This is a genomic window from Shewanella sp. NFH-SH190041 (assembly GCF_024363255.1).
Taxonomy (GTDB): Bacteria; Pseudomonadota; Gammaproteobacteria; order Enterobacterales; family Shewanellaceae; genus Shewanella.
On the sequence record NZ_AP026070.1, the window covers coordinates 2,353,041 to 2,378,743 of the forward strand.

Annotated in this window: 39 protein-coding genes and 2 pseudogenes; 19 read left to right on the top strand and 22 right to left on the bottom strand. The window is 45.6% G+C overall.

Going from position 1 to position 25,703, the window contains the following annotated elements:
* Window positions 1-12: 12 nt before the first annotated feature.
* The 8 genes from NFHSH190041_RS10375 to NFHSH190041_RS10410 all read right to left on the bottom strand — a co-directional run bounded on the left by NFHSH190041_RS10375 (window position 13) and on the right by NFHSH190041_RS10410 (window position 3,452).
* Entirely contained in the window at window positions 13-183 is a 171-nt protein-coding gene (locus NFHSH190041_RS10375) for a hypothetical protein (RefSeq protein WP_261921789.1), read from the bottom strand.
* Window positions 184-208: 25 nt separating this feature from the next.
* A complete protein-coding gene (locus tag NFHSH190041_RS10380; protein ID WP_261921790.1) occupies window positions 209-559 on the bottom strand; it encodes a hypothetical protein in 351 nt (116 codons plus the stop codon).
* Window positions 534-1,112: a lysozyme gene (locus tag NFHSH190041_RS10385; protein ID WP_261921791.1), complete on the bottom strand. Its 579-nt coding sequence runs from the start codon at window positions 1,110-1,112 to the stop codon at window positions 534-536. The genes NFHSH190041_RS10380 and NFHSH190041_RS10385 overlap by 26 nt, the downstream gene beginning before the upstream one ends.
* A complete protein-coding gene (locus tag NFHSH190041_RS10390) occupies window positions 1,109-1,366 on the bottom strand; it encodes a hypothetical protein (RefSeq protein ID WP_261921792.1) in 258 nt (85 codons plus the stop codon). Before NFHSH190041_RS10390 ends, NFHSH190041_RS10385 begins: the two co-directional genes overlap by 4 nt.
* 189 nt (window positions 1,367-1,555) lie before the next feature.
* Window positions 1,556-1,918, bottom strand: coding sequence for a hypothetical protein (locus NFHSH190041_RS10395; RefSeq protein ID WP_261921793.1), 363 nt, complete (start codon window positions 1,916-1,918; stop codon window positions 1,556-1,558).
* 9 nt (window positions 1,919-1,927) lie between these two features.
* The gene (locus NFHSH190041_RS10400) at window positions 1,928-2,176 is read right to left on the bottom strand and encodes a DUF3850 domain-containing protein (protein WP_261921794.1); all 249 of its coding nucleotides are present in this window, start codon (window positions 2,174-2,176) and stop codon (window positions 1,928-1,930) included.
* Window positions 2,177-2,194: 18 nt separating this feature from the next.
* A complete protein-coding gene (locus tag NFHSH190041_RS10405) occupies window positions 2,195-2,737 on the bottom strand; it encodes a hypothetical protein (RefSeq protein WP_261921795.1) in 543 nt (180 codons plus the stop codon).
* 16 nt (window positions 2,738-2,753) lie between these two features.
* Complete coding sequence (locus tag NFHSH190041_RS10410) at window positions 2,754-3,452, bottom strand: hypothetical protein (protein WP_261921796.1); 699 nt, start codon at window positions 3,450-3,452, stop codon at window positions 2,754-2,756.
* A gap of 150 nt (window positions 3,453-3,602) precedes the next feature.
* Here NFHSH190041_RS10410 and NFHSH190041_RS10415 point away from each other — a divergent pair, with 150 nt between their 5' ends.
* On the top strand, window positions 3,603-3,869 hold the full coding sequence (locus tag NFHSH190041_RS10415) for a hypothetical protein (protein WP_261921797.1): 267 nt from the start codon (window positions 3,603-3,605) through the stop codon (window positions 3,867-3,869).
* A gap of 14 nt (window positions 3,870-3,883) precedes the next feature.
* Here the strand turns inward: NFHSH190041_RS10415 and NFHSH190041_RS10420 are convergent, their stop codons facing one another.
* The 8 genes from NFHSH190041_RS10420 to NFHSH190041_RS10455 all read right to left on the bottom strand — a co-directional run bounded on the left by NFHSH190041_RS10420 (window position 3,884) and on the right by NFHSH190041_RS10455 (window position 7,658).
* Window positions 3,884-4,216 (bottom strand): hypothetical protein, encoded by a 333-nt coding sequence (locus NFHSH190041_RS10420; protein ID WP_261921798.1) that lies wholly within the window; start codon window positions 4,214-4,216, stop codon window positions 3,884-3,886.
* Window positions 4,209-4,418: a helix-turn-helix domain-containing protein gene (locus NFHSH190041_RS10425; protein WP_261925091.1), complete on the bottom strand. Its 210-nt coding sequence runs from the start codon at window positions 4,416-4,418 to the stop codon at window positions 4,209-4,211. Before NFHSH190041_RS10425 ends, NFHSH190041_RS10420 begins: the two co-directional genes overlap by 8 nt.
* A 17-nt stretch (window positions 4,419-4,435) precedes the next feature.
* On the bottom strand, window positions 4,436-4,753 hold the full coding sequence (locus tag NFHSH190041_RS10430) for an endonuclease domain-containing protein (RefSeq protein ID WP_261921799.1): 318 nt from the start codon (window positions 4,751-4,753) through the stop codon (window positions 4,436-4,438).
* Between the two features lie 94 nt (window positions 4,754-4,847).
* Window positions 4,848-5,057: a hypothetical protein gene (locus tag NFHSH190041_RS10435; protein ID WP_261921800.1), complete on the bottom strand. Its 210-nt coding sequence runs from the start codon at window positions 5,055-5,057 to the stop codon at window positions 4,848-4,850.
* Complete coding sequence (locus tag NFHSH190041_RS10440; RefSeq protein ID WP_261921801.1) at window positions 5,054-5,764, bottom strand: ATP-binding protein; 711 nt, start codon at window positions 5,762-5,764, stop codon at window positions 5,054-5,056. Before NFHSH190041_RS10440 ends, NFHSH190041_RS10435 begins: the two co-directional genes overlap by 4 nt.
* A gap of 22 nt (window positions 5,765-5,786) precedes the next feature.
* Complete coding sequence (locus NFHSH190041_RS10445) at window positions 5,787-6,752, bottom strand: replication protein (RefSeq protein ID WP_261921802.1); 966 nt, start codon at window positions 6,750-6,752, stop codon at window positions 5,787-5,789.
* Window positions 6,749-7,414, bottom strand: coding sequence for a hypothetical protein (locus NFHSH190041_RS10450; protein ID WP_261921803.1), 666 nt, complete (start codon window positions 7,412-7,414; stop codon window positions 6,749-6,751). Before NFHSH190041_RS10450 ends, NFHSH190041_RS10445 begins: the two co-directional genes overlap by 4 nt.
* 28 nt (window positions 7,415-7,442) lie before the next feature.
* A complete protein-coding gene (locus tag NFHSH190041_RS10455; protein WP_261921804.1) occupies window positions 7,443-7,658 on the bottom strand; it encodes a helix-turn-helix domain-containing protein in 216 nt (71 codons plus the stop codon).
* Between the two features lie 131 nt (window positions 7,659-7,789).
* Here NFHSH190041_RS10455 and NFHSH190041_RS10460 point away from each other — a divergent pair, with 131 nt between their 5' ends.
* The 13 genes from NFHSH190041_RS10460 to NFHSH190041_RS10520 all read left to right on the top strand — a co-directional run bounded on the left by NFHSH190041_RS10460 (window position 7,790) and on the right by NFHSH190041_RS10520 (window position 15,171).
* Window positions 7,790-8,479: a helix-turn-helix domain-containing protein gene (locus tag NFHSH190041_RS10460; RefSeq protein ID WP_261921805.1), complete on the top strand. Its 690-nt coding sequence runs from the start codon at window positions 7,790-7,792 to the stop codon at window positions 8,477-8,479.
* Window positions 8,480-8,516: 37 nt separating this feature from the next.
* Complete coding sequence (locus tag NFHSH190041_RS10465) at window positions 8,517-8,924, top strand: J517_1871 family lipoprotein (RefSeq protein WP_261921806.1); 408 nt, start codon at window positions 8,517-8,519, stop codon at window positions 8,922-8,924.
* A gap of 270 nt (window positions 8,925-9,194) precedes the next feature.
* On the top strand, window positions 9,195-9,590 hold the full coding sequence (locus tag NFHSH190041_RS10470; RefSeq protein ID WP_261921807.1) for a hypothetical protein: 396 nt from the start codon (window positions 9,195-9,197) through the stop codon (window positions 9,588-9,590).
* Window positions 9,587-9,775 carry a hypothetical protein gene (locus NFHSH190041_RS10475; protein ID WP_261921808.1) on the top strand — a complete coding sequence of 63 codons (189 nt, stop codon included), beginning with the start codon at window positions 9,587-9,589 and terminating at the stop codon, window positions 9,773-9,775. The genes NFHSH190041_RS10470 and NFHSH190041_RS10475 overlap by 4 nt, the downstream gene beginning before the upstream one ends.
* Window positions 9,772-10,713 carry a recombinase RecT gene (locus tag NFHSH190041_RS10480; protein WP_261921809.1) on the top strand — a complete coding sequence of 314 codons (942 nt, stop codon included), beginning with the start codon at window positions 9,772-9,774 and terminating at the stop codon, window positions 10,711-10,713. The genes NFHSH190041_RS10475 and NFHSH190041_RS10480 overlap by 4 nt, the downstream gene beginning before the upstream one ends.
* Window positions 10,710-11,195, top strand: coding sequence for a siphovirus Gp157 family protein (locus NFHSH190041_RS10485; RefSeq protein ID WP_261921810.1), 486 nt, complete (start codon window positions 10,710-10,712; stop codon window positions 11,193-11,195). Before NFHSH190041_RS10480 ends, NFHSH190041_RS10485 begins: the two co-directional genes overlap by 4 nt.
* Window positions 11,196-11,203: 8 nt before the next feature.
* Window positions 11,204-11,467 carry a hypothetical protein gene (locus tag NFHSH190041_RS10490; protein WP_261921811.1) on the top strand — a complete coding sequence of 88 codons (264 nt, stop codon included), beginning with the start codon at window positions 11,204-11,206 and terminating at the stop codon, window positions 11,465-11,467.
* Between the two features lie 12 nt (window positions 11,468-11,479).
* The gene (gene ssb, locus NFHSH190041_RS10495) at window positions 11,480-11,923 is read left to right on the top strand and encodes a single-stranded DNA-binding protein (RefSeq protein WP_261921812.1); all 444 of its coding nucleotides are present in this window, start codon (window positions 11,480-11,482) and stop codon (window positions 11,921-11,923) included.
* Between the two features lie 9 nt (window positions 11,924-11,932).
* On the top strand, window positions 11,933-12,097 hold the full coding sequence (locus tag NFHSH190041_RS10500; protein WP_261921813.1) for a hypothetical protein: 165 nt from the start codon (window positions 11,933-11,935) through the stop codon (window positions 12,095-12,097).
* Window positions 12,097-12,483 (top strand): Lar family restriction alleviation protein, encoded by a 387-nt coding sequence (locus NFHSH190041_RS10505; RefSeq protein ID WP_261921814.1) that lies wholly within the window; start codon window positions 12,097-12,099, stop codon window positions 12,481-12,483. Before NFHSH190041_RS10500 ends, NFHSH190041_RS10505 begins: the two co-directional genes overlap by 1 nt.
* Before the next feature lie 154 nt (window positions 12,484-12,637).
* Window positions 12,638-12,889: an adhesin biosynthesis transcription regulatory family protein gene (locus tag NFHSH190041_RS10510; protein ID WP_261921815.1), complete on the top strand. Its 252-nt coding sequence runs from the start codon at window positions 12,638-12,640 to the stop codon at window positions 12,887-12,889.
* A 388-nt stretch (window positions 12,890-13,277) separates the two neighbouring features.
* Window positions 13,278-14,063, top strand: coding sequence for a hypothetical protein (locus tag NFHSH190041_RS10515; RefSeq protein ID WP_261921816.1), 786 nt, complete (start codon window positions 13,278-13,280; stop codon window positions 14,061-14,063).
* A gap of 97 nt (window positions 14,064-14,160) precedes the next feature.
* Window positions 14,161-15,171: a hypothetical protein gene (locus NFHSH190041_RS10520; protein ID WP_261921817.1), complete on the top strand. Its 1,011-nt coding sequence runs from the start codon at window positions 14,161-14,163 to the stop codon at window positions 15,169-15,171.
* A 114-nt stretch (window positions 15,172-15,285) separates the two neighbouring features.
* On the opposite strand, the gene NFHSH190041_RS10525 is transcribed toward NFHSH190041_RS10520, so the two are convergent.
* Complete coding sequence (locus tag NFHSH190041_RS10525) at window positions 15,286-16,515, bottom strand: tyrosine-type recombinase/integrase (protein ID WP_261921818.1); 1,230 nt, start codon at window positions 16,513-16,515, stop codon at window positions 15,286-15,288.
* Window positions 16,516-16,686: 171 nt separating this feature from the next.
* On the opposite strand from NFHSH190041_RS10525, the gene sbcB reads away from it, so the two are divergent.
* Both sbcB and cdd read left to right on the top strand, forming a co-directional pair.
* Window positions 16,687-18,099 carry an exodeoxyribonuclease I gene (gene sbcB / locus NFHSH190041_RS10530; protein ID WP_261921819.1) on the top strand — a complete coding sequence of 471 codons (1,413 nt, stop codon included), beginning with the start codon at window positions 16,687-16,689 and terminating at the stop codon, window positions 18,097-18,099.
* A gap of 53 nt (window positions 18,100-18,152) precedes the next feature.
* Complete coding sequence (gene cdd, locus NFHSH190041_RS10535; RefSeq protein ID WP_261921820.1) at window positions 18,153-19,046, top strand: cytidine deaminase; 894 nt, start codon at window positions 18,153-18,155, stop codon at window positions 19,044-19,046.
* Between the two features lie 259 nt (window positions 19,047-19,305).
* Here cdd and NFHSH190041_RS10540 read toward each other — a convergent pair.
* Window positions 19,306-19,761, bottom strand: a pseudogene (locus tag NFHSH190041_RS10540) (NAD(P)-dependent oxidoreductase); the annotation flags it as partial.
* Between the two features lie 78 nt (window positions 19,762-19,839).
* On the opposite strand from NFHSH190041_RS10540, the gene NFHSH190041_RS10545 reads away from it, so the two are divergent.
* Window positions 19,840-20,121 (top strand): helix-turn-helix domain-containing protein, encoded by a 282-nt coding sequence (locus NFHSH190041_RS10545; protein ID WP_261921821.1) that lies wholly within the window; start codon window positions 19,840-19,842, stop codon window positions 20,119-20,121.
* Window positions 20,122-20,213: 92 nt separating this feature from the next.
* Here the strand turns inward: NFHSH190041_RS10545 and NFHSH190041_RS10550 are convergent.
* Window positions 20,214-21,251, bottom strand: a pseudogene (locus NFHSH190041_RS10550) (IS481 family transposase).
* A 115-nt stretch (window positions 21,252-21,366) separates the two neighbouring features.
* Between NFHSH190041_RS10550 and NFHSH190041_RS10555 the strand changes: the two are divergent.
* Both NFHSH190041_RS10555 and NFHSH190041_RS10560 read left to right on the top strand, forming a co-directional pair.
* Window positions 21,367-21,573, top strand: coding sequence for an IS3 family transposase (locus NFHSH190041_RS10555; RefSeq protein WP_261921822.1), 207 nt, complete (start codon window positions 21,367-21,369; stop codon window positions 21,571-21,573).
* A gap of 65 nt (window positions 21,574-21,638) precedes the next feature.
* Window positions 21,639-22,714 (top strand): IS3 family transposase gene (locus NFHSH190041_RS10560; RefSeq protein WP_261921823.1). Its coding sequence is split into 2 segments (ribosomal slippage): window positions 21,639-21,891 and window positions 21,891-22,714, totalling 1,077 coding nucleotides; the frame shifts between segments, so codons are not numbered across the junction.
* Window positions 22,715-23,147: 433 nt separating this feature from the next.
* Here the strand turns inward: NFHSH190041_RS10560 and NFHSH190041_RS10565 are convergent.
* The 3 genes from NFHSH190041_RS10565 to fabF all read right to left on the bottom strand — a co-directional run bounded on the left by NFHSH190041_RS10565 (window position 23,148) and on the right by fabF (window position 25,582).
* Window positions 23,148-23,624, bottom strand: a complete 477-nt coding sequence (locus tag NFHSH190041_RS10565; protein WP_261921824.1) for an acyl-CoA thioesterase — start codon at window positions 23,622-23,624, stop codon at window positions 23,148-23,150.
* A 136-nt stretch (window positions 23,625-23,760) separates the two neighbouring features.
* Window positions 23,761-24,129 carry a hypothetical protein gene (locus tag NFHSH190041_RS10570; protein WP_261921825.1) on the bottom strand — a complete coding sequence of 123 codons (369 nt, stop codon included), beginning with the start codon at window positions 24,127-24,129 and terminating at the stop codon, window positions 23,761-23,763.
* A 214-nt stretch (window positions 24,130-24,343) separates the two neighbouring features.
* Window positions 24,344-25,582: a beta-ketoacyl-ACP synthase II gene (gene fabF / locus NFHSH190041_RS10575; protein WP_261921826.1), complete on the bottom strand. Its 1,239-nt coding sequence runs from the start codon at window positions 25,580-25,582 to the stop codon at window positions 24,344-24,346.
* Window positions 25,583-25,703 lie beyond the last annotated feature (121 nt).

The following is a 25,703-nucleotide window of genomic DNA, read 5'->3' on the forward strand; positions in this document are numbered from 1 at the left end:
TATTTATTCCATTCAACCACCCTCCTCAATCGCTTTCCGCCACTTCAAATACTCATCAGCCTGGGCGGCGCACTGACCCAGTGCTGATTTCAATTTCAGAACATCTTCCACTGTTGCCGCCGGAGTAGCGCCGGTGAGCACTGGTTTAAAACACGGCACTATCAAACCAGCAGGCGGCAACACTTTCACCACCTTGGTTTTGACTATCTCAGTAGGACTCGCGCAACCGCTCAGAGACAGTACGAGGCCAAGGCTTGCTGTAACAATCAACACTTTCCAGCTTCGACCTAAGTGCATTGATATCTCCATGTAACCTAGCCTCCTGCTTGCTGTACCGTTGTTGCCGCTCAACCAACAGCTTATTAACATCAGCATTATCAGCTTTCAGGCCATCAATCACTGCACTGGCAGCCGTATTAGCATCTGCCGCGATCTGCAACTTCTCTTGCAGCCCTTGCGATCTAAGCTGCTCAGCATCAAGCCTAAGCCAGAGCGCAACCACAGCAAGAATCAACGCTGTCAGAACACCAATTTTAATCAGACTCAACGCATCGAGCATATTCAGCACCCCTCCGTTTAATTAGCCCGGGCAACTTAACTCCACCGGCATACACCCATCGATAGAGCTGAACACAGGCACCAGAGTAATAACCCGCATGGACCAGCTTATAAATAGTTGTCTTACTGCCGTCTGCGTTAGTCCTGAATCGCGTACAGCCTGTGTTAAACACGAACGATGCGAGTGCATCAAATTGCCCATTGCGTATGTCAGAATTAGGCATCGCAGCAGCAAGACAAATTTCAGAATTCTTAATATTGAGCACCCAGTCTTTAGCGGCCTGAGCCTCGGAAATCGGTTTTTGGGGAACACCATGCGTATTGCCGACACCATTGGTCAGCAACCCAGCAGGGCATTTATAAGGATCAAGCCTGCACCCCTCAGCATTGCCGATAAGCGCTAGACCTTTAGGCGTGACCCTTAATGTGGTGATGTACTCACCATTTATATACACATCACCAATAGGTTGATTGCTGTTATCTGCACTTATATAAGTGCCGCCACAGACAATGGCTATCAGCGAAGCAATGGAGCATTTGATAAGGTTCTTCATTCATCAGCCCGCCCTTGCTTGCGCTTATCAAAGTAAGTCCAGATATCCCAACCGAGCCGCACGACCACGACCAGCAGGCCGCAGACAGAGATGATCATGCTGATCAGGCGGTAATCGTAGGGATAAAGTGAGTTGACAATAAGTTGATTAACTTCCCCCGCTTTTGCGGCGGCATCATAGCTATAGGCGCTAACACTACCTCCTCCCAGATAGGCGATAAGGCGGCCTTGCCATTCATGCAACTTGGTGAACAAGGCTGCAAATCTCCAATAAAAAAGCCCTCCGAAGTGGAGGGCTGCAGGCAGGGATGTGATGGAATAAAAGGCTGTCGTTACGCAACAAAAAAGCATCAGAAACGAAGCTTTTCAGTGATTGCTACTTGCGTCAGCATACAAAAATATTAGCATTTTCGAGGGGTAAAAAAAGGGCGTTTTTGCCTGATTTTAAGGCGTTTTTGCCTGTTCTTGTAATTTGTAGACCCTAAGAGGCCAAGCATCAATCTGTAGCCCGTGAGTTTCTATCACATTGACCAATCGTTTCCAGTGTCGTTCATCCGCAGGAGTTCGCAGTATCAAAACAATTCCGGCACGTTGCCCGGTCATCACAGAGTAATGCAAAGACTGCCCCACCGCTTCCGCCCACTTGCGAGCGAAATCATACTCAATGGCATGGGTATTAGTTAAGCAATCAACCCGGGTCCTATCCTGCAGCGCATGTTCAACCTCTCCATTACAGTAAAGCTCAACCCAATCAGCCTCTGACGCAGCAGCAACGGGAAACGTAAGCAGCAGTAAAATCCATTTCATGCGAACCTCTCAATTCATCGACAGCAGACAATAACCAGGCTCGATACCAAACTGACCTCCATCCACTTTATGAGTGACCACGCGCCGACACTCATCATCCCCAATCCGGCACCCTGATTGGCGGTCAAACGGATAGATTATTAGTAGATCACCGACTTTATAATTTCGGTCATCACGGCGAATCTCGGCGGTTTTGGTGCGATTTCTGACGGCGTTATACAACTCTGGGTCTATCTTCAAATGATGCTCAGTTGCCATGGTCAGTTTCCGTTATGTTTAGGCCGCGACCGCTGACCGTTCAGATTTTAATTGTTCAATGAATGGTAGCCAGCACTCATTCCAGAAGTCTTGGCAACTTGGCGATGGTTTTGTGTCTCGTGGCATCTCATCGTATTCATCAAAAATATCGTCAAAACTATCGTGCATGTAGACCATGTTTGTGTATGTGTTCTTGTCTGTTGATGCGTAGGCAAGTTCTGGCATGCTCTCCCAAGCCTCTCTGGCAGTATGCTTATCAATTTGACCAATCCGGCGGCGCTCAATGATTGCCTGCTTGATAGCTGTCTCACAACCCGACTGATCCAACACAAGAAAGTCATCACACAGCTTATTCATTGCGTACTCAAATTCGCAGTTGCTCAGGAACTCTTTGGGGTCGTAACCGCAGTGACTCCAGTGGTGATCAAAGCTGCCATAATCCGAGCGAATCATCACTGAGACTGACTGCTCGCCGCAGATCAGCACAATATCGGCCCAGCCTTCGAATCCTTCCTGTCTGACGTGGTACAACTCAGCTTGTTTTTTAGTTATTTTTACCATGATTCAGTTTCCGTTATTAAGCCGCCTGGCTATTCAATTCTTTGCCGTTTGATTCAAACACGGCACGAGCAAAACCACGCGGGGTGGCACTGCGGATATTCTTTGTTTTAAGTGATTTGCCACCCAGCATCTTATGCTGACGGCTATAACCGTCCTCTGGCTTCACCTCTTTTACCGGCGGCATCACAAAGCCGCCACCAGTCCAGAGGCAGGTTTTTTTCGGGTAGGCATCCCTTGGCGCGATGTAATCAGGCCACCGCGGACGCCGGTCATTCTCTGGAAGGTAGCCGCCATACCGATAAGGCTCAAAAATATGGTTTGGTTTGCCACAGTAGGTGCTGAAAGTGCTGATCGGGTTTTCAATAAAGTAAGGCGCGCCGCTCCATTCTGCGATTTCCTTACTGGTTGCGAACAAATCCAGTGACAATGCCAGCGCCCTTGGTCCTTTTTTCAGGAAATGGGCCGCACCACTCACAGCGACATTAGTGCATTCAGGGAATGCCCCCACAAATGCAATCCGCCCGACGGTTTCCGCCGGCGGCAACCAACCACTGCGCAAATCAGCCCCGACTTTGAACAAGCCTGGGCGCTTGTTATCAGGCGTTATCCCCGTCGGGTGCTGAATATCCACGATGTAACAGGTATACCCCGCCTCAAGCCACGGCTGTGCCATGATGCCGGTCAAGTCGAATAAAAAAATCGCAACGTCTTTCACTTAAGCCCCATCCATCTGAATTTTAATAAACTAGATAAATCATCTTTGATTTGATTGTTAAATCATCTTTGATTTACATCGAGCTTAAATCATCTTTGATTTAATTTGCAAATCATTTTTGATTTATTTACAGTCCAATGGAATTAACTGATGAATACAGCTATGCCAAAAAAAACCAACGAACACACCCATTACGCTAATGCCGCCCGTGACTTCCTAAAAGCTAGACGCGATGAATTAGGCGGCAATAAGGCGTTGTATCGCGAGCTGTATGGGGCGGAGCCGACCGACAACGAAAACCAGCGGCTAATCAATCTACTGAACCGCGGCAACCTGTCAGCGGAATTTCTGGGGCTGTGCGCTGATAGACTCAAGCTGGGTGACACCACCCTTAAGCAGCTTTTCCGCACAAGATGATCACCGAGCTGGCATCACACCAGCTCCATCTCAGCCAGTCTTAGCCAATACTCATATGTCTTACGCTCGCGGAACCCGGCCAGCGTCCAGACACCTTGGCAGATATACCGGACTCTCACGGCTCGGCGGCATTGTTCACAGAGGCGCTGAATCTCTTTATCGATAGCTCGAATATGCTCTGGGGCATCAAAATCGTCATCGAATAAGTGAGCATCTGAGTTGGTCATGACCTCGCCGAGCTTGTCACAAGCACTGCGCTTTGCGTACCCCTGCCCCATTTCCTGCCAGCGCCAGTAATTACCCCACGCCCTCAACTCGCGGCGGACTTCTTTGATAGTTCTAGGCATTGAGCACCATCCGCTTTAGTTCTTCTGATGGCATCTTAAACACCAAGTCGCAAATGGTTTCCAGATCGTCATAACCTACAGCGTGAGTACCAGATTCCCAGCGCCTGTAAGTGCTTTGGTCAACACCATAAACTTCTGCAACTTCGGTTTGAGTAAACCCTCGCAGCTTCCGACCAGTCTTTAGAATTTTGCCACCGATCATTTTCTTCAACCCTCTCACTACGCAGCCCTCTGCACCAACTGCCCAATAACCTCGATTGCCCGCCCTGAGTTAATCAACGCTGCATCTACCCGGTAAACAATCCAGCCCAAACTCATTGCCTCACTGTACTTTTCGAGGTCTTTAGTAAAGCCCGAGCCTCTTGTATGCCGGCCACCTGACCATGCCCCGCCTTCAACTTCCACAGCCAACATCAGTTCTGGCCAAGCAAAGTCGAATCGCCATTTCCTAACAGCATGAAACCTGTGTTCCCGCACCGGCTCTGGCAACTTCAAAGCCCTGATCTGTAGAGCTAAAGTTTCCTCAAGCGCGCTCATATCTAAAATCCTTCTAAAATCGCTTATGAGGCACCCAAATTCTTTTGTGGTACATCCGTACTACCAGTAATTAGAACGCCCCGATAATCAACAGTTAGGCCGCAACCCCGTCATTTAACTCAGTCATTTCGAACCACTGCCCACTCAACCACTGCGCTTCTTCACTCAACCCGGCAATCCACGCCATACGCATCAGACCGGCCACCTCTGACACATACCGCTCACTATCTGCCCCGGCATTTCTTGCCCTGATCTGCTTTTGCCGCAGATCGCTGACGATTTGCACAAGCTCTTGATTGATCATGCTGACATCCTCCCCCGGTGGCTCATCCAGTGAAAAGGCACAAAGAAGGCCGTCGCATCTTTAATCCGGTCAAAGCTTCGATCGCCCAGCAGTTCGCGTAGCTCCTTGCTGCCAAGGTTGGTGATAAAACTGGTCGGCCGGTTTGCATATAACCGCTTATCAATAATCCGGGTCAGCCACAGCAACTCGTCTTGAGTTCCTCGCTGCAAACCAATCTCATCAATGATCAGCAACTCGGGACGGCAGAACTCTTTGAGCAACCGCTCCTCAGTTACGCCCGGCTTGCCATAGCTCGCTTTAGCTCTAGACAGCAAATCCATCACGCTGAGCAGTACAACCGGTTTGTTTTTCGCGATTAGATAATTGGCCACGGCGGAGGCTAGATGATTCTTGCCGGTGCCAGGTGTCCCGCTGAACATGAACCCTTTGCCTTTGCTTGCGTAATCAGCAAACAGCTCAGCGTATCGCTTGGCATAGTCCAAAGCCTTTTGCTGCTCAGGCAGTTGCACCTCGAAGTTGTCAAAAGTGCAGCTTAGGAAATGCTGATTAATACCTGACTCGCCAAATAGCTTTTGCAGCTTTGCTTGCATGTAACGAGCATCAAACTCTGCCGCGTATGATTTTTCAGCCTCGCGGCGCTCTGCTTGAATGTCTTCCCAAGTGCGGGGCTTGGCATTTGCTGGACCGATATTTTTGATGCGCTCCATCAGAGATGAGATTGACTGTGGCTTATGCATTGAAAAACTCCTCCCCGGTTGCAAAGTCGTTGGCGTAATCGCTGTAGTCGTTTGTTGAGTCAGCGCTGTATGCCTGAATGCTCAGGTTATGCTTGGGGGTAGTGCTACGGCTATTCAGCAACCACTCGCACTTAAAGCCTGCCCAGCCACGAGTTACACACTCAGTCAAACAGTCCTCAACACTCAGGCCATGCTTTGCGGCCTCCACGAATTGCTTACCGAACTGGTTCACCACGGTCTGCGTAATCGGAGATCGCTTTTGCTTACGCAGTGCTAACCAGTCACTCATGACCTGTTTGCTTGGCAATGATGGCCAGCTTGAGTAATCAAGAACCGCTTTGGCCTTAGGTGTTTTTTTCTGCTTAGCAACCGGTACTGAATTTTGAGATTCAGCATCAACGGAGTTGTGCGTAATATCTTTTATAATTTCTTTTGTATTAGTTTCTTTCTTTTGTGGTTGCCTATTCAGGTAACCCACGTTACCTATTTGGGTAATGGCATTACCTGTTTGGGTAATCTCCGTTACCTGTTTAGGTAACTTTTTTTGTTGCCTGTTTAGGTAACTTTTATTACCTGTTTGGGTAACCTTTGGCTTGTCAGACCATTCTGAAATAACTGTATTAACTCCGAGCTTTTTGCCATCTTTAACAAGAATATTTCTCTCGATAAGAGTCTTTAAGGTTTTGCTAACGTGTGGCTTTTTCATACCCGTCATCTCGGATATTTGCTCTAGAGCCACCCAATCACTCGATTGCTGATATCCAAAAGTTTTACGGATAACAGCAAACAGAACTCTGTGCTCCTGATCGCTAAACTTGACGCGACAAAAAGCATCAACAAGGGTGTTGGCAACCCGGGTAAAGCCATTATCTAAATCAGCCACAACGACCTCTTTTTCCTGCAAGACTTTCTTGTTGGGGAAAGTTAATATCTTGCGTTCCTCAGCTAAATTACTCATAATTTGAACGACCTCTGTTCATTCATGTGTTCATTGGTACTAACCACCGCACTCTGTTCGCCAAAACTTCTGCGGTGGTTTTTCATTTCTGGCACTTGGTAGTGCTCTGTGATTGCTCTACGCGCCTCAGCGCATGCAGCTTCGCTTTCTGAAATTTCTCTTAGTGCTGTAATCAGACTTTCCTTTGTTGGGTTAACACCAAGGTTTAACGCAGCCATCTGTGCCTCGCCGCTTTCCTTGATCAGCTTCATTGCCAGCTCGGTAACATCTAATGTTTCGCGCTTTGCAGGAGCCTTTCTGGCCACTGCCACGCCAGAGCACATGTAAACCTCATTCAAATATCCGGTTTTCAGTTCGGCCGGCATCGCCGCAACGATCACCTGCTCTACATAAAACAAGTTTGCTGGACTGGACTTACATTCCTCATATAGCCCGAGCCATCGGAACAGCTTTTGCTGGTTGTGGCGCATATCCTTTTCAAAATCATCACCACCCAAACACCATTTGATACCTGTGTGCTGCAGGTGCTCATCAAAGCCAAGAGTGAAGTACGCATCCACAACCTGATCTGCAAGCTTCGCCCTAGTCATGCGGGGCATTTCAAGCCACTTCTGCACGTACCGATTCAGAAGATCGATTCTCGAAAGTGAAGTTATATTCATGTTAAAAGCTCCATTTTTATTACATTGGTTATGCAGACTGAAGCGCATTTTCAAGAGGTAGCAGGTTGTAAATTTCCCCAACCGTAACCCCATAGAATTCAGCAAGTTTTTTAGCGGTTCTAAAGGTTGGGTGCTGTTTGCCGCGTTCAATCCTTGAGACGTTCCCAACATCAGATTGAATAGCTCGGGCAACCTCAATTGCGGATAGATTTTTACTTCTTCGTAGCTGTCTGAGAGTGTTCATTTTGCATCCTTGAGTTTCGACGCCCCAATAATGCGTCATGCGCATTTTAGTGTCAACATTATTTGCGTGAGACGCTTTGCGTAGAATGCAATTTTGTCGGATAGTTCTTCAAATAGACTGGATTTTGGATTATGAAAAAAGAAAGTAAAATCACTATTGGTGACGCCGTCCGCCTTGCGCGAAAACATAGAAAGATGACGATGGAGCAGGTTGCTGTGCTGGTGCCTGGGTATGATGGTGGAAACCTGTCTCGCTTTGAGCGAAATAAGCAAGATATAGCGAAAGATAAGTTGGCAGCAGTAGCGAGCGCCCTGAATACAACCGTTGCAGCACTCTATATGGTGGCAGAAAGCGGCGATGTATCAATAATAGATCGCGAGCTAAAACCGGAGCCATCAAAGGCCAGCGTGATAGCTGCGTTACACTCAGTAAAGAAGGTGCCAATTATATCTATGATTCACGCAGGACAGTGGCATGATGCTTGTGAAGATACATTTGCAAGCGAATACAGAGAAACATCTGCAAGAGTAAGCACCAAGGCGTTTGCTTTAAAGGTTGTCGGTGACTCAATGACCAATCCATATGGTCAGCCATCAATACCTGAAGGAGCTTTTGTGATCGTGGATCCCTGTGTAGAGGCACATTCAGGCAATATCGTGGTAGCAAAATTACCTAGCTCAAACGAAGCAACCCTAAAAAAACTAGTTGTTGATGGGCCTAATCGCTATTTAATGCCACTCAATCCAAACTACAAGCCAATCGAAATAAATGATGAATGTCAAATAGTTGGTGTCGTCAAACAAATGGAAATTATGTTTTAACCTGACGTGGCGTGTTTCGACGCGCATAGGAGTTGTAATGATTAAACCGGCTTATTTGGCCGCGTTACTATCAATGTTATTGGCTGGTTGCGCGTCACCATTCAGCGACATGCTTAATAACAAGTTTATGAATGTCGTTCAAACCCCACAACCTAACTTAGCCGGGTTGTGGACTGGCACGATGGGGCCATATCTAGTGACCATGCAGATCAATCCGAACGGCTCGGGAGTCTCATGCTATGAGTACAACGGCACTGGCGGCATACAAAGACTTAAAGTGTCGAGCGACACTGTATTCATGCAGGACGGCACTAAAGTTACAGTAGCTCAAAAAGGTGGGCAGCTTGAAGTCTCTGTGCCATACCTTGGCGGCGGCAGTTATAAATTCGTGCCGGATAACGAGCTGGCGCAGGCGTCACTATTCTGTGCTGACAAGCTAAAATAACCACTCACCACTCCACTCGTTAACCCGCTTCGGCGGGTTTTTTATTGCCTAGACCACGCCACGCAAAAAATATTTCAAAAATCGCCTTGTAAAATGCGTCGGACGCATGTTTAATAATATGCGTAACACGCAAACAGGACGTATAAATGATTCATTCTTTACTCAATCTGTTCCGTCAGCCCATCTGCCAGCGCGCTCGGCTTGCAGTAGCCGAAAACCCTGATCGCAACAACCGCCAGTTGCGCGAATTTCGCCGCCGTCTGGCTGTGTATGAGTCAGCTCAGGAGCGAGGAGGTAGCGTTGTTTTTCCTCTCCCAATTTTTAAGGCATAGACAGATGTTTTTAGATGTAACCGGCTATCAAACGGACTGCTACGTAGCTGATATGTCACGGATTGACCGGAAAGAGTGCTGGGTTGAAAACCGTAGCACTCAGATTTACGAAAGCCTGATGAATGATGAGGTCGTTTGGAGTGAGGGGCGGTCCTACTCCATGGATAGCGTTGTTGAGAGCGTTGTTTGCAGCGACAGATTTAGAGCTTTGGCAATTGAAAGTCTGACGCACCCTGAAGATGCAGGCTATGACCTACGAAACCTGATTAGTGCGGCCGGTGAGACGTTGGCAGATCAGTTGGCCGCAGCAGAACTAAAGGAGATGGGAATATGATTTATCAAGTGACATTTCACCCGCTAGCGAGCAGTCGCCAGCAAAAAGTAGTTATTACAGTTAACGCAGAACAGCCTGATGAGGCTCAATCTATCGCTACCCATCGGCTTGCTACAGATTTTATTCCACGCTGCCGCCGGTCACGTTTTAAGAAAAAGGTCAGCGTGGTGGAGTTAGCAGAATGAATTATCAAAATAATCGCCAGGTTGTGCTACCAGAGGCGCGCCAGCAACTAATCCTAGCAAGCGAACAGTTTTTTACTAACGCGATAGCTGATCATCAGGTGAAGTGGGAGCAAGAGAGTCAGTTCGCTATTCAGGCTTTGCAGAATAACGATTACTTAGCCTCTGTGGCTATGGCTAACCCTGATTCGATTCGCAATGCAGTGGCCAACATTGCAAGTATTGGCATTAGTTTAAACCCGGCACTAAAGCATGCGTATTTAGTACCTCGCAAGATCAACAATAAGCCCGCTGTATGTCTTGATATTAGTTACATGGGGTTGATGCACCTAGCACAAGAGTCAGGTTCTATCTTATGGGGTCAGGCTCGACTGGTTTACCAAAATGACACTTACGAAAATATAGGGCTGGATAAAGCGCCTGTTCACAAAACCAATCCATTTTCAGACCGTGGGTCAATCGTTGGCGTGTATTGCACCGTTAAAACGCTTGCTGGTGACTTTTTAACTGAGGAAATGAGTCTAGCTGAGTGCTATGCCATCCGTGACCGCTCAGAGGCTTATAAGAAGAAAATGGGGCCTTGGGTAACTGACGAAGGCGAGATGATTCGCAAAACTGTCGTTAAACGTGCTTACAAGTATTGGCCTAAGTGCGAACGATTGGCTGAAGCTGCCCAAATGCTCAATGAGTCAGGCGAAGGCATTCGTGAAGAAAAAGAAGTATTCGAGGCTGCGGATAGTGAGCGTCTTAGCTTGCTGGAAGATTTGACTATTCAGGTTGATCAGGTGTGTGAGCTGATGGGCGAGTGCCAGTCACTTGATGAATTACAAGCAACGTATAAAGGCATGTTCCGCAAAGTCCATGGTAACGCGCCTGAACTGGAGAAACGCCTTAATCGTTGCGCCAATCAGAATAAACATCGTTTCGAGGTGGCAGCATGACCGCACTTTATCAAATCTCTAACGACATCCTGAGCTTGCTGGATGAAAAGGGTATTCCAGCCGAGGCGATGGCTGACACGCTTGAAATGCTGGACATGGAGTTCAGCGACAAAGCCGAACAATTGATCCGCTATGTCAAAAACTTGAGAGCTGATGAAGCGGCTTTCAAGGCAGAGTCTGAGGCGTTAAGTGCGCGAGCTGCTAAAGCTAAAAAGACTGCCGAAAGCGTTTCTAAATATCTCGGTATGGAATTAACCAAGCTGGGTAAGAAGTCATTCAAGGCTGGCGTTCACGAAGTCTCAATGCGTAAAGGCACAACTGTCGTAAATATCACCGATGAAAGCCGACTTGATGATGATTTTATAACAATCAAAACCACGATAGCGCCGGATAAAAAGGCCATTTTAAAAGCGTTAAAAGCTGGTGATGTGGTGTTTGGCGCAGAGCTTAAGCAAAACCCTGATTCAGTGATTATTAAATAGGGGCTGTTATGAAGCGATATAGAACACCCAGAGCCAAGAGCGGGCAAATTAAATTGCAGTATGGCCGTGTTGATGGAGTTAATGACCTTGTTGTGGCTAACGGTGACGGCATTCCTAGTTGCGATAGAGCCTTGTTCTTTTCATTTCTATCATCGAAATCATATAGCCCCGTAAGAAATGAATGGGACGACTCTTTTTTAGAGGAATTAGAAAAGCGTGGCTATGACATAAAAACTCTGAAAATTTCAGTAGAAAAGAAACGAGAAAATTAATTAGGAATAAAAATGTTTATCAAATTATGCAATCTAGGCCGTGATGCAGAAGTGCGTTTCACTTCCTCCGGCACCGCTGTAACTAGCTTCCCTTGTGCCTATTCCATCGGCTATGGCGACAAAAAAAAGACCCAGTGGATTGATGCTGTTTTGTGGGGTGAGCGTGGTCAGAAGATGGCTCAACACCTGACCAAGGGTACCAAGATCCTGCTAACCGCTGATGATGTTGAACTTGAGCAGTTCCAGAAAAGAGATGGTAGCCAAGGTGCAAAAATTCGCTGTCGCGTGATTGATGTGGAGTTTGCGGGGAGTAAGCAAGACCAGAGCCAAGGTCAAGGTGGATATGGTCATCACAGTGCTGGATATGCGCCATCGCAGCGCCCAACTCCGCAACAACCAACTCAGCAGTATATGCCAGATCTGGGTGATAACTGGGATGACGATATTCCATTTTAGGAGTCGATAATGAAGCCACTGAGTAGTAAGCAGCTGATCTCAATGCTGCTAGTTGGTGAAAGGCGTGAGCATTATGTGTCAGCCAAGGATAAGAGAATGGCGGCGGCAAGGCGAAAAATTGAGATTGTTAGGTTGTGTCGGGAATTGGGTTGTACTGAGCAGGAGTTGATGTGATGGAAGGATTGAAGGCGTGTCCGTTTTGTGGTGAGCAGCCGCTCTTCGTAAAGGTTAGTCGCCAATCAAAACGCTGCATGGTGATTTGTAATAATCCCAATTGCGGGATTCGACCGGAGAGTAGTGCTGGCACAGGATACTCTGCAGTCAAAAAATGGAATACTCGCGCATCTGGCTGGATTAGTGTTGAGGATTGGCCGCCGGTGTGCGACCAACTTTGTGACGTCTGGCATGTGAATCAATTTGGTGAAAAAGTCCGCGCCTGTAATGTTATGTGGAGTGGTTTGTCTTGGTACGTAGAGTTGGACGATGAAGAACCCTTTGATGTTCTTAAAAATTCAAAGGTTACTCACTGGATGCTAGCTCCAGCCGCGCCAGAGGCATAAGAAGGCTGCTCAAGATGACGGATTATCAACAAAAGCTGATTGAGTACGTGATTGCGAATAGCGGTAAGTCTCGGGCTGACGCCATGGAATGGCTCAACAAGCACTGCCCAGGCTGGTTAAGGCCGCAGCAAGAATTTAATTTCAAGAGAGCCGCATGAAATACCTGTTACCCGGCGGTGAATCGCCGGAAAGAGTCAATCTGCTGCTGATGCTGACGAAGATCCGCAGTAGTGAAGTTAGGCAGGCCGTGACCGTGTATTTAGTTGATGGTCTGCCAGCAGTAAGAGCGGCAGCGAGGCATGGGGTTGCTCTTCAAAACTTTCACAGAGCTGTGGACCGACTTAACGAAATCGCTGCAATAGTAGAGCAGATAAAAGAATTAGATTTTAAATCATCAGTTAAGTGATGAATGGAGATAATAAAATGCAAGATGAACCACTGTTTTTGACTACCGAAGAAGTACTGCAGCGTTACCGTATCAAATCAAAAGTAACGCTGTGGAATTGGCGAAAGAAGTTGGGGTTCCCTGCCCCCGTTCATCATGGGCGATTCTTTGTAACTGCTCAGCTTAGGGAGTGGGACAAGACCCAAATGTCTGGCACTAATGTTACGGCCTAACCGCAACTCACCCGGACATAGATTATTACAAACGGAGTAATGTATCGGCCTACCATTTTGTTAGAGCAATAATATAATGTTTTGTAAGCAGTTGACAGTAAAGCAATTTACAGAAGTATAATCGTAGACAGAATATAATAAACCTCCTTACACACATTATAATGGGCGTGAAATTTATGAGAAAATGTACTTTTTGTTGTGGCGATTGTTCTGGAGCCAATAGGGCTAAAGAGCATATTTTCCCGCAACATCTTCTCCGGAGATATGGTATTGCCAAAGAAAAACTATATAACGCACATTCAAAAATTATATCTGGAGATTTTTCTGGGGGGCATATTTCTTTATTGTCTCCTGAAAGAGAAATGACATTTTCTAACTTCTTGGCAGGCTCTATATGTTCTCAATGTAATAATGGATGGATGTCTGATTTGGAACAGAAAGTAATTCCATTTATATACGACTTGATTGAAGGCAATAAAAATGTATCTGACTGTACCGCTGATGAGCGAGACTTATTAGCTCGATGGACATTTAAAACTAGTGCTGTACTTAGTGAATCCACCACGGCCCCTCAAAATAAACTTTTACCTACGCACGCTAAGCAATTTTATAAATCAGGTTACACAAAACCTCCTTCAGAGGTTGTTATCTTCGCTTATTCTTCGAAGACAGAAGACCTGCTTTGGAGTCTAGGTTGTTCATGGGAAGTAGACGCTCATCCAAGCACACCTCGTAGTCTCTTAGAGTTTATGAATAAACACTCCTATAAAATTTTTATTCAGTTCGGTAGATTGATGCTGGTTACTTGTTATTGGCCAAGTAAAAAATTAACTTACGTAAAGGAAGACTGGGCGGGCTTTGCACTGACCGGTAACGAAGTTTCAATGTCTAGTCATGATGTGAGAGGTTATTGTGATCATGAGGCTGATGCGTTTTTAATGTCAATTGGTGTACGAATTTGAGAATATACACAACGAACTGATATAAACATTATCGGCATTGGTTAAAGTGATATTTGAATAGATCGCATTATTTACACTTTAATAGAGCGTTATTTATATGAAAAATATGGTATTGATGGATATAAGATGTGATTTAGAAGGTGACTTGGATAGATTTGCTGAACACCAAATGAAAGTAAATGGTTATAAATCAAGCAAGAACGATAACCTATCAGTATTTCGTCAATACATGAACCTTTTAAATCGTGAAATTCCTCCTAAACCGAGGACAGTATTTTTATCTCGAGAGTTAAATTGTCCAAATGACTTGGTGCCAGGTTTTAATTCATTGGTTGATGCTTTAACTAATGGCAAAAATGTTAACCCCTACCTTAGTAGTAATTTAAAGCTCACAAGCTACAGTGATGGTTTTTTGAATGACTTTGGTCTACACCACTTTCACCTTGGAACTGAAATTTGCAGCAAAGGTAAAAGTAAAGGCTTTATCAATCGTACTGGACCAGTGTTAATCGCCTATATAACCGAACAATCAGCGTATTTAATTGGAATCTATGAGCACGGTAGGAAGGGCGCAAAATATCTTTGGGTAGATAAAACTGTAATTGAGATTATTCATAATCAGTGGCCAGAAGCTATTGCTCACTTCAAAATTAACGGTATATCACTATCACAATATCCTATTACACCAGAACAAAGAAAAGCGCTAAGAAACAAATCTTGTAATTCGTTTATAGAAATGAGCGATGGTACTATTTATGCCCCAATTGGCGGTGGGGTTACTGCGGCAGGGACAAACACAAAAATCACCATAGAATTTGACCGGCTTATTACAAAATTAACGATTCTATTAGAGAAACTGTGCTCTTATATAAATCTAACCCGTGACTATCGTTTACGCTATCCCATAACTTTGACACTTTCATCTATAATTAATGGGTACTTATTTATTGATAAACACAATCATATTCAATATCTTGTACATATAGTAAATGATGTTGAAATACTAATCATTAAGTATACCAATGGTGTTTTACCTGATTATTATCCGCATATGAAGTCATTTCAAGTAAACTCAATAACGGAGTCAATTATTGCATTTTATAGGTGACTGTAGTGACAAACCCTGTCGTACCCTTGTAAACAGAGTCTTTATTAATCTTTTCTGAAGAAAAATAAGACATTACGTTTCACTATACTTGTTTAATCGGTTAAAACGCTTAGCCTAAGCCCTCTTCTCAAACATCGCAATCTTCTTGTCTCCACGGGCTGCCAAAAATACTTTGTCAGCCCACATATCATAAGCCTTGCGCTGGTCGTCTAGCCAATCGTGCTTGTTATACACAGCCATCACCCCACCTAGAGTATGTCCAAGTATTTTTTCAGTGACGTGCGGTAAAACTCCAGATTCGGATAGTCGAGTCGTTATCGTCCGCCTAAAGTCGTGCAATCTCCATTTTGGCATATCAAGTCGAGCGTTAATCTCTCGAACGTATTTAGTAACCGATGTTAGCCATACCGGAGTCTTACCGTTTGTCGGGGATGGAAAGCATAGGTCACTACGATATAGGTTCCACTGCTCCTCGAGGATGCTCATTAGTCCCGCGGTGATCGGCCGGCGGATCGGTAGATTGGTTTTGCTGTTCTCTGGCGGCACGGTCCACACCCCGGACTCAAAGTCAAAGTCGGCGCGCTTGGCATTGAGCAGTTCAGATATTCGGGCTCCAGATAGCATTGCTGCTTTTACCGCATTAGTCATACACGGTGTCGCCCTGCTCTTATCAAGCTCTCGCCAGATCCGGCCGCACTCGACCAGTGTCAGTACGCGAGTACCCTGCTTGCTTGCGCACCCAACATCAGACACACGCAGGTGCATTACATCCATTGATGAGATCATCTGGCGACGAACGCACCAGTTACAGACCGTCTTTAACTGCTTCAGCACCATCGCTGCAACCGTTGGCCTTGTGCTTAGCTGATCAAAAAAGTCTATCCATTCAGCAAGTGAAATCCGTTCTATTTCTCGCCCCTCAAAAGCGGGGTAAAGATGAGTTCTAAAACATGACTCATACGTTGCTATCGTACTGGGTTTTAGTGTTTGGCTTCTTACTTCAATAAATTTCTCACAGCAGTAACGTACAGTAAGTAGCTCATCCTGATTTTTCAGGCTCTTTATGTATGCTCTAGGATCCGAGCCGTTATCGACAGCCTTTCTAATGCCAAGCAACACTTCCCTAGCTTCCGCTACTTTTAGCTCTGGGTACCGACCGATTTTCAGGCGAATAGCGCGGCCTTTAAAGCGGCAGCGGTACTGCCATGATATAGTGCCTGCAGGTGATACCCGAACACTTAAACCGTCGCGATCTGGCAACTCTGGCGCGCCAGTGTATGGCTTGCCGAGAATTGCGCGTAACTTACTGTCAGATAAGGCCAAAATAACACCTGTGTGTACCAAAATTTTCCCCAAGTTTACTACTGGGAAATTGGATTGTAAATTGGACACACTTTGGTACACAGATACTGTTAACGCAACCAAAAACAGTAAAAACTAAAATGAAGCTAATAGATCAGTTTTTAACTAGATAACAAATGGTTGCAGTTAAAAAATGAATTTGAGAAAACAGCAATGAAAAGTAATACACCCCATACTTTCTTCTTCCATGATTACGAGACATTCGGAGCAAACCCACCCCGTGACCGTCCCTCTCAATTTGCCGGGATCCGCACCGATAAAGATCTGAATATCATCGGTGATGAAGAAACCTTCTACTGTCAGCTGGCACCGGATTACTTACCCTCACCAGAGGCGATTCTGATCACAGGTATCACCCCACAACTGGCTAACCAAAAAGGCATCCCCGAAAGCGAGTTTATGGGGCAAATCAACCAATTATTCAGCCAACCTAATACCTGTGTCGTGGGGTATAACTCACTGCGTTTTGATGATGAAGTCAGCCGTTATGGCTTTTACCGTAACTTTATCGATCCCTATGCTCGGGAGTGGCAACATGGTAACTCTCGTTGGGATATTATCGATTTAGTTCGGGCCTGCTATGCACTGCGCCCAGAAGGTATCTCTTGGCCAACGAAAGAAGACGGTAGCCCGTCATTTAAATTGGAACATTTGACACAAGCTAATAATCTAAGCCATGAAAAAGCCCATGATGCTATGTCAGATGTGTATGCAACGATTGCCATCGCTAAATTGATCAAAGAAAAACAACCCAAACTGTTTGATTACTATTATGGTCTGCGACGCAAATCTGAAGTGGCCAAACAATTAGATGTGCTGAATATGTTCCCTGTTATGCATATCAGCAGCAAGATCAGTGCATCACAAGGATGTGCCACCCTGATGGCACCGGTGGCTTATCACCCTGACAATAAAAATGCCATCATCTGCGTCAATCTGGGGATGGATATGACACCGCTCATTGAAATGGATGTAGATGCCATCCGTAAGCGTATGTATACCTCACGGCGTGATTTAGCCGATGATGAGCTACCTATCCCAGTAAAACAAATCCATCTCAATAAATGCCCATTTATTGCACCGGCGAAATCCTTAACGGATGAAAATGCCCAGCGGTTAGGTTTTGATAAAGCATTTGCCCGGGAACAATACCGACGACTAAAGCAACATCCCGAAATCAGACAGAAATTAATCGCCCTGTTTGAAGATGGCTATAGCTCAACAGAAACCGATCCGGACGTCATGCTATATAGTGGTGGCTTTTTCAGCCAGGCCGATAAAGCCAAAATGGACATTATCCGTAATACTGCGCCACAAAATCTTGCCGCGCTGGATTTACAGTTCGATGATCCCCGCATAAAGGAAATGCTGTTTCGTTTCCGCGCCCGTAATTATCCATTCACACTCGATGAGCAAGAAGCTCAACGTTGGCGTAGCTTCTGTCAAGAACGATTATCCGATCCTGATTATGTGATCCAGCTCGAAAACCTGGTTGAAGAAACCGAACAAGACACCAAGAAACAGAAATTGCTCGGTGCATTAGTTCAATACCTGCAATCCCTGTAGTAATTTGCTCTTAGCATATATTGAAAACTGTTATTATTTGAGAGGTAAGGGAAATGCAAGCAAGATTTACCCACCGTATTACTCAGCTACCAGCTCCATTAGCTGCAGCGGTTGCACCTTTATTAACCGAGCATTTTTCCGGTTTTATTAGCCAAGCTCAGTTGCAACAGTTGGCACAACAAAGCCAAATGGCTCAAGATGAGATGCTGTTGGCACTCCTGCCATTAGCAGCGGCATTAGCCAATCCACCTATCAGTGAATTCTATGTTGGGGCTATTGCAATTGGTGCAACAGGCAATGCCTATATGGGTGCTAACTTAGAGCTGAATAACAATGCCTTATGTCAAACTGTCCATGCAGAGCAAAGTGCTATCAGCCACGCTTGGTTACGCGGAGAACAGCGTATTGTTGATTTAATTGTTAACGCCAGCCCTTGCGGTCATTGTCGTCAGTTTATTAACGAGTTAGTCGATGGTGAAGCCATCCGTATTCACTTACCACAGCAAGCCACCCAGCCACTTAGTTACTATCTACCATTTGCATTTGGCCCTAAAGATCTCAATATCACCATGCCATTGCTTAGCGAACAGCAACATACTTTGCATGTCGAGTCAGATGATGAACTGGTACAACTTGCCTTAACTCAAGCCAATTACAGTTATGCGCCTTACTCTGGCAATTACAGCGCCGTGGTGATGGAAACCCATAACGGCCAACGCTTTGCCGGGCGGTATGCAGAAAATGCCGCTTTCAACCCTTCAATGATGCCCCTGCAAATGGCACTGGCTGATTTATTACGTTACAACCTTGAAGCAAAGGATATCAGCCGAGTTGTGCTGCTGGAGTCAAACGCAGGTAAAATCTCATTGCGGGATGCTACGGCCAGTGCCCTGGCGAGTATTTGTGATGTGAAGCTGGAGTATATTCAAGCGAAGCCCGGCTGCTAACTAACCACAGCCCATAGAGCATCATCTCAATACCATGATTACGACACAGTTCTATCCACTTTACTATCTAAGTCGCCATCTAAGTCGCCATCTAAGTCGCCTAGGATCAGTCGTAATATTGGCCTAAATAGCAAAAGGACAGCAACGCTGTCCTTTTTATTTAATCCCATTGACCACAAACTCACTATATTGACAGCCGCCCTAACGATGGGGCGATGTATCAACCCAGGTTAATACTGCAGTGCCCAAAGGTATTGAATTAGTTTTTGGGTGGCTCACACCGCGCCATTAAACAAGAAGTGTCTGCACGGTTGTAGCCTCTATGCTGCATTTCAGCATAAAACTGATCAACTAATGCGGTTAATGGTAACTGAGCGCCATTACTGCGGGCTTCGGCCAATGCAATGCCTAAATCTTTTCGCATCCAATCAATTGCAAAACCAAAGTCATATTCACCGTTCCACATCGTCGTGGCCCGATTATCCAGTTGCCAGCTTTGTGCCGCCCCCTTGCCAATCACTTCCGCTACCTGCTTACCATCCAATCCGGCATAACGGGCAAAATTTAATCCTTCAGCCAGCCCCTGTACCACACCTGCAATGCAGATCTGATTCACCATTTTCGTTAACTGGCCACACCCTACCGGCCCCATTAACTGACAAGCCTGAGCAAAAGCCTTTATTACCGGAAATGCGCGGGCAAAAACCACCTTATCAGAAATGGCTCCAATTTTTAAGACAGTGATTAAGAGCAAATAATCTGCTTTAATTGTAAACAACAAAAGGAGCAGAGCATGAGCAAAAAAAGGAAAAATCACTCGCCGACATTCAAGGCTAAAGTTGCACTCGCTGCGGCCAAGGGAAACAAGACGCTGGCTCAACTTTCTTCTGAATTTGGTATCCATCAATCCCAGATTGGCAAATGGAAGCAGGAGCTTCTAGATAATGCCTCGACCCTGTTTGAAAGCAAGGCTGACAAGGCTAAAAAGAACGAAGTCGACTGTGAAAAACTCCATGCAAAAATCGGTCAACTGACCATGGAAAATGATTTTTTAGCCAAAGTGCTCGGTCGTTAACGAGAGCACAACGGAAAAATAAAGTCGACCGTAAGGTGTAGTGGTTCAGACCTGATCTGACAGTTACCCGTTTTTTAGTGGTGCCTGTCAGATTAAATTTGGGCTAATTTCTTCTCTGCCCAAATCGATTTCCCATCAATTAATGTATCCATTGGGGTTCGACCGCAGCACATTTTTCCTTGATGAGTTCGCTCATTGTTGTAATACATGAGCCATTCGTCCAGATCTTTCTGAAGCGCCTCAAGTGAGTCGTAGAGGTTCTTACGGAATGTGACCTGATAAAACTCATTCAGTATCGTCTTGTGGAAGCGCTCGCAGATACCATTTGTTTGCGGGTGGCGCGCTTTCGTTTTTGTATGATCGATGTCGTTGATTGCAAGGTAAAGTTGGTAATCGTGCTGCTCGACTTTACCGCAGTATTCAGTGCCTCTATCGGTCAGGATGCGGAGCATAGGTAACGATTGCTCTACGAAGAAAGGCAGTACCCTATCGTTCAGTAAATCGGCTGAAGTAATTGGCGTTTTGGTGGTATATAACTTGGCAAAAGCGACTTTACTGTAGGTATCAACAAACGTCTGCTGATAGATCCTGCCAACTCCTTTAAACAGCCAACATAGAAGGTGTCTTGAGACCCCAGATAGCCAGGATGATGGGTTTCTATCTCGCCACAAACCTCGTCATCAAGTTTCTTTTTCTCAAGCGCTGAGACCTGCTCATCTGAGAGAATGATACCTTCTGCTTCTACCTTGGCTTCCAGTGCCCGTAAACGCTTTTTGAAGTTCTCGAGTCCATGCCGTAACCAGATTGACCTAACACCACTGGCAGAGACAAATATGCCCTTTTTACGAAGTTCATTGCTGGTGCGCGTTTGGCCGTGGGCCGGATACTCAATCGCATAATCGGTGACAGCTTTTTCCACCTGTTCATCGACACGATTCTTGTGATTAGGGACTCGCCGAGAGCGATTGATTAAGGCATCAATCCCCTTCTTCAACGAGCTCCTGATAACGATAAAACGTATCTCGGGATACGCCCATGACCTTACAGGCTTTAGACACATTACCGAGTTCTTGAGCAAGATTGAGTAATCCAGTTTTGTGTTTAATGATTGGATTGTTAGTATCGAACATAGAGAGTTACCTTTGGTTTTGAACAAAGATTCGACACCTTTATCAAAACGGGTAACTCTCTACTTTTCAAGAAGCAGTGTCAGATCTAGTCGGAACTAATACACGTAAGGATAAATTGCCCGTTTTACACCAGTGTCGTTTGTTGGGTATTAGCCGCTCTAGCGCCTATTACGAGCCTGCTCCGTTTTCAGCAGAGCAGCTTGAAATCATGCGCCGGATAGATCAAATTCATCTGAAACACCCGTTTTATGGCAGCCGTAAAATCACGCTGGAACTTTGTGCCAGTGGCTTTCATGTCAACCGTAAACGGGTGCAGAGGTAGTCCCCCTAAAAATAACAGCAGCCAAAAGTAGAATTTTCTCGTAAGGTAAACGCAGGAGATTCGACATGAAAACATCGCGATACACGGACAGTCAGATAATCAACATCCTCAAGCAAGCTGAAGCAGGAGCACCCGTTCCAGAGCTTTGTCGTGAGCATGGCATGAGCAGTGCGACCTTTTACAAATGGCGGGCAAAATACAGTGGGATGGATGCGTCACTCATGGCGCGTATGAAAGAACTTGAAGACGAAAACCGACGGCTCAAGAAAATGTATGCTGAAGAACGTCTCAAAGCCGAAATTATTCAGGAAGCCATGGCAAAAAAGTGGTGAAGCCCAGTGAGCGACGCGTGCTTGCTCAGCAGTCTGTGGCGGCTTCAGACATCAGTATTCGAATGGCATGTCGCATTTTCAGCGTCAGTGAGACTTGCTACCGCTACCAATCAGTCCTGCGAGACGAAAATGCAGACATTGCCAATTGGCTTATTCAGCTGACGACAGATGAAAATGACTGGGGCTTTGGTCTGTGCTTTGATTACCTGCGCAATGTGAAGGACAAAACATGGAACCACAAACGTGTGTATCGTATTTATTGCGAGCTAGCGTTAAACCTGCGTATTCGTCCTAAACGACGGCTAAAACGCCATGCTCCAGAGCCGTTAAAAGAACCCGTGCGGCCGAATCAAGTATGGTCCGTCGATTTCATGCATGACCAGTTGGCTGATGGTCGCAGCTACCGTTTATTTAATGTGATTGATGATTATCATCGTGAAGGCTTGGCGATTGAAGCGGGACTGTCACTGCCAGCACTAAGGGTTATCCGAACTCTTAATCAACTCTTGGAACAACGCCCTAAACCTTCCATTATCCGTTGTGATAATGGGCCTGAATTCATTAGCGGTGAGTTTGTTAATTGGGCCAAGCAACATAACATTCGGATTGAATATATTCAGCCAGGTAAACCTCAGCAGAACGCCTATATCGAGCGACACAACAAAACGATTCGATACAGTTGGGTGAGCAAGCATCTATTCGATTCAATTGAGGAGGTACAAGACTATGCGACAAAGTGGCTATGGTTTTACAATCATGAACGACCACACAAAGCCAATAACGGCAGGCCACCACTGATGGCTGCTTAATCTCTACTTTTAATGGCGGTTAAAAAAGGGAGGACTACCCATCATTCTCTCTTACGTTTAAGTTTTTATTAATGTGCATTTGCGTTTAGCTCGTTGGGCTAGTGAAACGCCAACAATTAACTATCTGTATTCAATGTACTTATTAGTATTTTGCTAAATATAGGATCAGGAAAAACACACAACGTTTTTTCACAATTTTTCTGAAGACCCGGAAATATCAAATAATGTTGAATAGATAAACAGTGTGTTAAAGAGAGCATGAGTCTAAAAAACTATTTCTAATCTGCGTTCAAGAAAAGACGCGTATCCGAGGCTAGAGTATTAGCATAGAAAAAACTCTCTCTATGGCATAAAAACATTCACTGATTTTCATCGTAAATGGCGCTCAAAAACCATGGAGGCAATAATAAAAAAGCGCCCTCAGGCGCTTAAACTACATCAAGTGGTCTTCCATCTCGCGAACAATTTTCTTGCGCATTTCCATTAGTCTTAATGCTGAATCACGTTTAGCAATATCGTCTTCCGTCACCGGCACCCATTCTGGTACTTGGGTTGGCTTCCCCGTATCATCAACGGCAACCATAATCACAATGCAATGTGTGGTCAGTTGGCGCTGTTGATTCTTTGGATCGCCTGCGCGCACTTCAAGCCCAATATGCATGGATGTCGTGCCTGTGTATATCACTCTGGCACAAACTTCTACCAAATTCCCAACTAGAATAGGTTTTAAAAAACGGATCCCACCGGCATATGCTGTTATACAGTATTTACCGCTCCAACCGGCCGCACAGGCATATGCGGCCAGATCGATCCATTTCATTACCGCCCCACCGTGAACTTTACCGCCAAAATTGACGTCCGCCGGTTCAGCTAAAAATCGTAAGGTAATTTCACGTTGCCTATCTGTCATAGTGTCCTGTCCGTAAATTGAATTTTAGTAAATTCGGTTTAGCTGACATAATTTTATGACAGTTAGAAATTGTTATCTTTGTTTTTAGGCCAAATTGTACAATTGGCAAACAATCGCGGATACAAGCGGATAAATATTATCCGAATTTGAATGCCATAAATGAGGTTACGGCCACTAATGGCAATGCTAGGCGATAAATCCACAGTTGTACGTTTTCACTGACAAATCGACTGGCCTTTGCCATGGTATAAATAATCAGTCCCGCCAAAAACAGCAGCATATATTCAACACCAAAAGTAACGCCCTCATCAGAAGTCACTTCAATACCACTGACCAACAACGCAAACCAAACCAAAATATAGGCGGTTACAGCCAAATAAAAGGTCAGCGTGCCTATGGTCAGTTTTGGGTGCCATTGACCGGACTCCCCTCTTACCAATTCTGTTAGGTTAGCGGTCACCGCGCCGGTTGCTGTTATCAGCGGCAATAAGACCAAGTTGATCATCGTTCGGGAACTCCGGATTGTTTTAATAATTACTTCGTCATTATTAAGTCCGTCCCGCTTTTCACCAAGCATTGTTAATCAAGGTTAATATGGAATTAATTAATAACCCATAGAAATTAATCATGCACTTAGCATGCTTAAGTACCACCAAGCTAACCATCTCACAGATAACAAAAAAGCGCCATTATGGCGCTTTTTTTCATTTAACGGTCAATCACACTTTTTTGAACAGTAATGAGCCGTTAGTACCACCAAAACCAAATGAATTACACAACGCATAATCCAATTCAGCTTGACGAGCCGTATGAGGAACATAGTCCAAATCACAGCCTTCACTTGGGTTATCCAAGTTGATCGTTGGCGGAACAATCTGATCTTTCAATGCCAAAATGGTGAAAATAGCTTCAACCGCTCCAGCAGCACCTAATAAATGACCGGTCATTGACTTGGTTGAACTGACCATCAACTGATAAGCATGGTCACCAAATACTGCTTTTACCGCTGCAGTTTCAGCCTTATCACCTGCTGGGGTAGAAGTACCATGAGCATTGATATAGCCAATTGCAGTTTTATCAATAGCAGCATCTTTAATGGCATTTTCCATCGCTAATGCGGCACCACTGCCATCAGCTGGCGGCGATGTCATATGGAATGCATCACCACTCATACCAAAACCAACCAACTCGCCATAAATTTTGGCGCCGCGGGCTTTAGCATGTTCATATTCTTCCAGCACCATCACACCAGCGCCATCACCAATAACAAAACCATCACGGTCTTTATCCCATGGTCGACTGGCTTTTTGTGGCTCGTCGTTACGGGTTGATAACGCTTTAGCAGCAGAGAAACCACCTACGCCCATCGGGCTGGTTGCATCTTCTGCGCCACCGGCTACCATCACATCAGCATCGCCATAAGCAATTGTTCTGGCAGCAAAGCCGATATTATGCACCCCGGTAGTACAAGCTGTTGTCACGGCAAAGTTTGGCCCGCGCAACCCGTACAGAATAGATAAGTGTCCTGCAACCATATTGATAATGGTGCTAGGAATGAAAAATGGCGAAATCTTACGGGCTCCGCCCTTAATATAGGCGTTATGGTTCTGTTCGATTAACCACATGCCCCCCATACCAGCACCAATGGCAGTACCGGCACGCCCCAGATCCATATTTTCCAAATCCAAACCGGAATCTGCAATGGCCTGTACCCCGGCCGCAATGCCGTATTGGATAAACAGGTCCATTTTACGAGCGTCTTTTTTCGACAGGTACTGTTCAACGTCAAAGTCTTTCACTGAGCCGCTGATCCGGGTACCAAACTCACTGGCATCAAACTTGGTTATTGGCGCAACACCGCTTTGCCCCGCCAACAGGGCCTGCCAGGTGGATTCCACCGTATTACCCAGCGGAGTCACCAAGCCTAAACCGGTAATCACTACACGACGTTTAGTCACCTTGTTCACCTTTTTAAATCTGTTGCTGCCACCCGCTGTCCAATGCGGAAGGAATGCTCTGACTTAACAGAGGCCTATCCCAGCTTAACGGGAAAAACTGACAGCACTAAGCCTTAAACAA